The organism is Georgenia satyanarayanai, from assembly GCF_900116375.1.
Classification (GTDB): Bacteria; Actinomycetota; Actinomycetes; order Actinomycetales; family Actinomycetaceae; genus Oceanitalea; species Oceanitalea nanhaiensis.
The window spans coordinates 1-5,290 of the sequence record NZ_UETB01000037.1 but is presented as its reverse complement, the minus strand read 5'-3'; the positions used below and the strand labels follow the sequence as shown (position 1 = coordinate 5,290).

General features: G+C 57.6%; 3 rRNA genes. All 3 read left to right on the top strand.

Features of this window, described 5'->3' with window-relative positions:
• The first annotated feature begins 110 nt into the window (after positions 1–110).
• Positions 111–1,636 (top strand): 16S ribosomal RNA (locus tag DSZ44_RS18030).
• Between the two features lie 289 nt (positions 1,637–1,925).
• Positions 1,926–5,054 (top strand): 23S ribosomal RNA (locus DSZ44_RS18025).
• A gap of 97 nt (positions 5,055–5,151) precedes the next feature.
• A 5S ribosomal RNA gene (gene rrf, locus DSZ44_RS18020) occupies positions 5,152–5,268 on the top strand.
• Together the 16S, 23S and 5S rRNA genes form the textbook arrangement of a ribosomal RNA operon.
• The last annotated feature ends 22 nt before the right edge of the window (positions 5,269–5,290 follow it).

The following is a 5,290-nucleotide window of genomic DNA, read 5'->3' as shown; positions in this document are numbered from 1 at the left end:
CCGTGGTTCCTCGTTTCTGCGGGTGGGTGTTTGCCTGGATCGCTCGCTGCCTTTTTGGTGGTGGGTGTTTCTTCGTATGGTTGTTACCTCTTCGGGGGTGGCGATAGACATTTACGGAGAGTTTGATCCTGGCTCAGGACGAACGCTGGCGGCGTGCTTAACACATGCAAGTCGAACGATGAAGCCCAGCTTGCTGGGTGGATTAGTGGCGAACGGGTGAGTAACACGTGAGTAACCTGCCCCTGACTTCGGGATAACTACGAGAAATCGTGGCTAATACCGGATATGACACGTGCCTGCATGGGTGTGTGTGGAAAGATTTATCGGTTGGGGATGGGCTCGCGGCCTATCAGCTTGTTGGTGGGGTGATGGCCTACCAAGGCGACGACGGGTAGCCGGCCTGAGAGGGTGACCGGCCACACTGGGACTGAGACACGGCCCAGACTCCTACGGGAGGCAGCAGTGGGGAATATTGCACAATGGGCGCAAGCCTGATGCAGCGACGCCGCGTGAGGGATGACGGCCTTCGGGTTGTAAACCTCTTTCAGTAGGGAAGAAGCTCTTCGGAGTGACGGTACCTGCAGAAGAAGCGCCGGCTAACTACGTGCCAGCAGCCGCGGTAATACGTAGGGCGCAAGCGTTGTCCGGAATTATTGGGCGTAAAGAGCTCGTAGGCGGTTTGTCGCGTCTGCTGTGAAAACGCAAGGCTTAACCTTGCGCCTGCAGTGGGTACGGGCAGACTAGAGTGCGGTAGGGGAGACTGGAATTCCTGGTGTAGCGGTGGAATGCGCAGATATCAGGAGGAACACCGATGGCGAAGGCAGGTCTCTGGGCCGTTACTGACGCTGAGGAGCGAAAGCATGGGGAGCGAACAGGATTAGATACCCTGGTAGTCCATGCCGTAAACGTTGGGCACTAGGTGTGGGATCCATTCCACGGGTTCCGTGCCGCAGCTAACGCATTAAGTGCCCCGCCTGGGGAGTACGGCCGCAAGGCTAAAACTCAAAGGAATTGACGGGGGCCCGCACAAGCGGCGGAGCATGCGGATTAATTCGATGCAACGCGAAGAACCTTACCAAGGCTTGACATACACCGGAAAAGTGCAGAGATGTGCTCCCCGTAAGGTCGGTGTACAGGTGGTGCATGGTTGTCGTCAGCTCGTGTCGTGAGATGTTGGGTTAAGTCCCGCAACGAGCGCAACCCTTGTCCTGTGTTGCCAGCACGTAATGGTGGGGACTCATAGGAGACTGCCGGGGTCAACTCGGAGGAAGGTGGGGATGACGTCAAATCATCATGCCCCTTATGTCTTGGGCTTCACGCATGCTACAATGGCCGGTACAAAGGGCTGCGATACCGCGAGGTGGAGCGAATCCCAAAAAGCCGGTCTCAGTTCGGATTGGGGTCTGCAACTCGACCCCATGAAGTCGGAGTCGCTAGTAATCGCAGATCAGCAACGCTGCGGTGAATACGTTCTCGGGCCTTGTACACACCGCCCGTCACGTCATGAAAGTCGGTAACACCCGAAGCCGGTGGCCCAACCCCTTGTGGGAGGGAGCTGTCGAAGGTGGGACTGGCGATTAGGACGAAGTCGTAACAAGGTAGCCGTACCGGAAGGTGCGGCTGGATCACCTCCTTTCTAAGGAGCTCACCACATCATCGCCCGCTTCGTCGGGGTTCATCGGTGGTGTCAGGTGGCCACGCAGACGCCGTACGTGTGTCTGGTGGTTGCTCATGGGTGGAACATCAATGCTTGGCATGCTGTTGGGTCCTGAGGACACAGGCACCCGGTCACGGTTGTGGCTGGTGGGCTGTTTCTTCTGGTGGCCGCTTTCTGCCGGCTTCCGCACTGTGTGTGTGGGGGTTGGGGTTGGTCGGTGGGTTGCTTGAGAACTGTACAGTGGACGCGAGCATCTTTGATCTTTTGTGGTCAAGTTTTTAAGAGCATTCGGTGGATGCCTTGGCACTAGGAGCCGAAGAAGGACGTGGTGGCCTGCGATAAGCCTCGGGGAGTTGGCTAACGAACCGTGATCCGAGGATGTCCGAATGGGGAAACCCAGCTGGGGTCATGCCCAGTTACCCGCGCCTGAATGTATAGGGCGTGTGGAGGGAACGTGGGGAAGTGAAACATCTCAGTACCCACAGGAAGAGATATTCCGTGAGTAGTGGCGAGCGAAAGCGGATGAGGCTAAACCGGGGGTGTGTGATAGACGGCAGTCGTTGCACCTCCGGGGTCGTGGGACCCGCTCACTCAGCCTGCCGGCTGGGTAGGGAGTAAAAAAGTGTTGTCATAGTCGAACGGTCTGGGAAGGCCGGGCACAGTAGGTGAGACCCCTGTAGACGAAATGGCATCACCTCCCGGTGGGGATCCCGAGTAGCACGGGGCCCGTGAAATCCCGTGTGAATCTGGCAAGACCACTTGCTAAGCCTAAATACTACCTAGTGACCGATAGCGGACAAGTACCGTGAGGGAAAGGTGAAAAGTACCCCGGGAGGGGAGTGAAATAGTACCTGAAACCGGATGCTTACAACCCGTCGGAGCCTCCTTAGCTGGGGTGACGGCGTGCCTTTTGAAGAATGAGCCTGCGAGTTAGTGGTACGTGGCGAGGTTAACCCGTGTGGGGAAGCCGTAGCGAAAGCGAGTCCGAATAGGGCGACACAGTCGCGTGCTCTAGACCCGAAGCGAAGTGATCTACCCATGGGCAGGTTGAAGCGCGGGTAAGACCGCGTGGAGGACCGAACCCACTTAGGTTGAAAACTGAGGGGATGACCTGTGGGTAGGGGTGAAAGGCCAATCAAACTTCGTGATAGCTGGTTCTCCCCGAAATGCATTTAGGTGCAGCGTTGCGTGTTTCTTGCCGGAGGTAGAGCTACTGGATGGCCGATGGGCCCCAACAGGTTACTGACGTCAGCCAAACTCCGAATGCCGGTAAGTGTAAGCGCAGCAGTGAGACTGCGGGGGATAAGCTTCGTAGTCGAGAGGGAAACAGCCCAGACCACCGGCTAAGGCCCCTAAGCGTGTGCTAAGTGGGAAAGGATGTGGAGTTGCACAGACAACCAGGAGGTTGGCTTAGAAGCAGCCACCCTTGAAAGAGTGCGTAATAGCTCACTGGTCAAGTGATTCTGCGCCGACAATTTAGCGGGGCTCAAGCACACCGCCGAAGCCGTGGCATCAGCACATGTCCCCAGCTTCCTCCCTCGTGGGGGTTGTTCAGGGGTGTTGATGGGTAGGGGAGCGTCGTGTGGGAGGTGAAGCTGCGGGGTGACCCAGTGGTGGATCCCACACGAGTGAGAATGCAGGCATGAGTAGCGAAAGACGGGTGAGAAACCCGTCCGCCGAATGACCAAGGGTTCCAGGGCCAGGTTAATCCGCCCTGGGTAAGTCGGGACCTAAGGCGAGGCCGACAGGCGTAGTCGATGGACAACGGGTTGATATTCCCGTACCGGCGAAACACCGCCCATACCGAGCCCGGTGATGCTAACCGCCCAACGCTCACGTGTTGCCCTTCGGGGCGCATGTGAGCCGCGCGCGGAACCCGAACCGGTAGTAGGTAAGCGTATTAACAGGGGTGACGCAGACAGGTAGCCTCCGCGTGCTTTATGGCTATGCACGTCCAAGGGAGCAGGGCGAGGTCCAGGCAAATCCGGGCCTCACACAAGCCTCAGACCCGATGGTGACCGCGAACGCGGGAAGCAGGGTGATCCTATGCTGCCAAGAAAAGCCTCGACGCGAGGTGTTAGCCGCCCGTACCCTAAACCGACTCAGGTGGTCAGGTAGAGTATACCAAGGCGATCGAGATAATCATGGTTAAGGAACTCGGCAAAATGCCCCCGTAACTTCGGGAGAAGGGGGGCCTGAGGGGTGAAGCCACTTGCTGGCTAGCCTTTGAGGGCCGCAGAGACCAGGGAGAAGCGACTGTTTACTAAAAACACAGGTCCGTGCGAAGTCGCAAGACGATGTATACGGACTGACGCCTGCCCGGTGCTGGAAGGTTAAGAGGACGGGTCAGCTCAACTTCGGTTGGGCGAAGCTCAGAATTTAAGCCCCAGTAAACGGCGGTGGTAACTATAACCATCCTAAGGTAGCGAAATTCCTTGTCGGGTAAGTTCCGACCTGCACGAATGGCGTAACGACTTCTCCGCTGTCTCAACCGTGAACTCGGCGAAATTGCACTACGAGTAAAGATGCTCGTTACGCGCAGCAGGACGGAAAGACCCCGGGACCTTTACTATAGCTTGGTATTGGTGTTCGGGACGGCTTGTGTAGGATAGGTGGGAGACTGTGAAGCAGCCACGCCAGTGGTTGTGGAGTCATCGTTGAAATACCACTCTGGTCGTTCTGGACATCTAACCTCGGTCCGTAATCCGGATCAGGGACAGTGCCTGGTGGGTAGTTTAACTGGGGCGGTTGCCTCCCAAAATGTAACGGAGGCGCTCAAAGGTTCCCTCAGCCTGGTTGGCAATCAGGTGGCGAGTGTAAGTGCACAAGGGAGCTTGACTGTGAGACTGACAGGTCGAGCAGGGACGAAAGTCGGAACTAGTGATCCGGCGGTGGCTTGTGGAAGCGCCGTCGCTCAACGGATAAAAGGTACCCCGGGGATAACAGGCTGATCTTGCCCAAGAGTCCATATCGACGGCATGGTTTGGCACCTCGATGTCGGCTCGTCGCATCCTGGGGCTGGAGTAGGTCCCAAGGGTTGGGCTGTTCGCCCATTAAAGCGGTACGCGAGCTGGGTTTAGAACGTCGTGAGACAGTTCGGTCCCTATCCGCTGCGCGCGCAGGAAACTTGAGAAGGCCTGTCCCTAGTACGAGAGGACCGGGACGGACGAACCTCTGGTGTGCCAGTTGTTCCGCCAGGAGCACGGCTGGTTGGCTACGTTCGGAAGGGATAACCGCTGAAAGCATCTAAGCGGGAAGCCTGCTTCAAGATGAGGTTTCCACCACCCTCGAGGTGGGAAGGCCCCCAGCAGAACACTGGGTTGATAGGCCGGACGTGGAAGCGGGGACTAACGACCCGTGGAGCTGACCGGTACTAATTGGCCAACAACTTCACCACAACTATCAAGATCAAATGTTGACGCGTCCACTGTACGGTTCTGGAGCCACCCACCCCTCACACACGTGAGGGAAGCGGTCGGACAACTCCACAGAGTTACGGCGGTCATAGCGAGGGGGAAACGCCCGGTCCCATTCCGAACCCGGAAGCTAAGCCCCTCAGCGCCGATGGTACTGCGTGGGAGACTACGTGGGAGAGTAGGACACCGCCGAACACCCATTCCCGTAAGGGCCGCA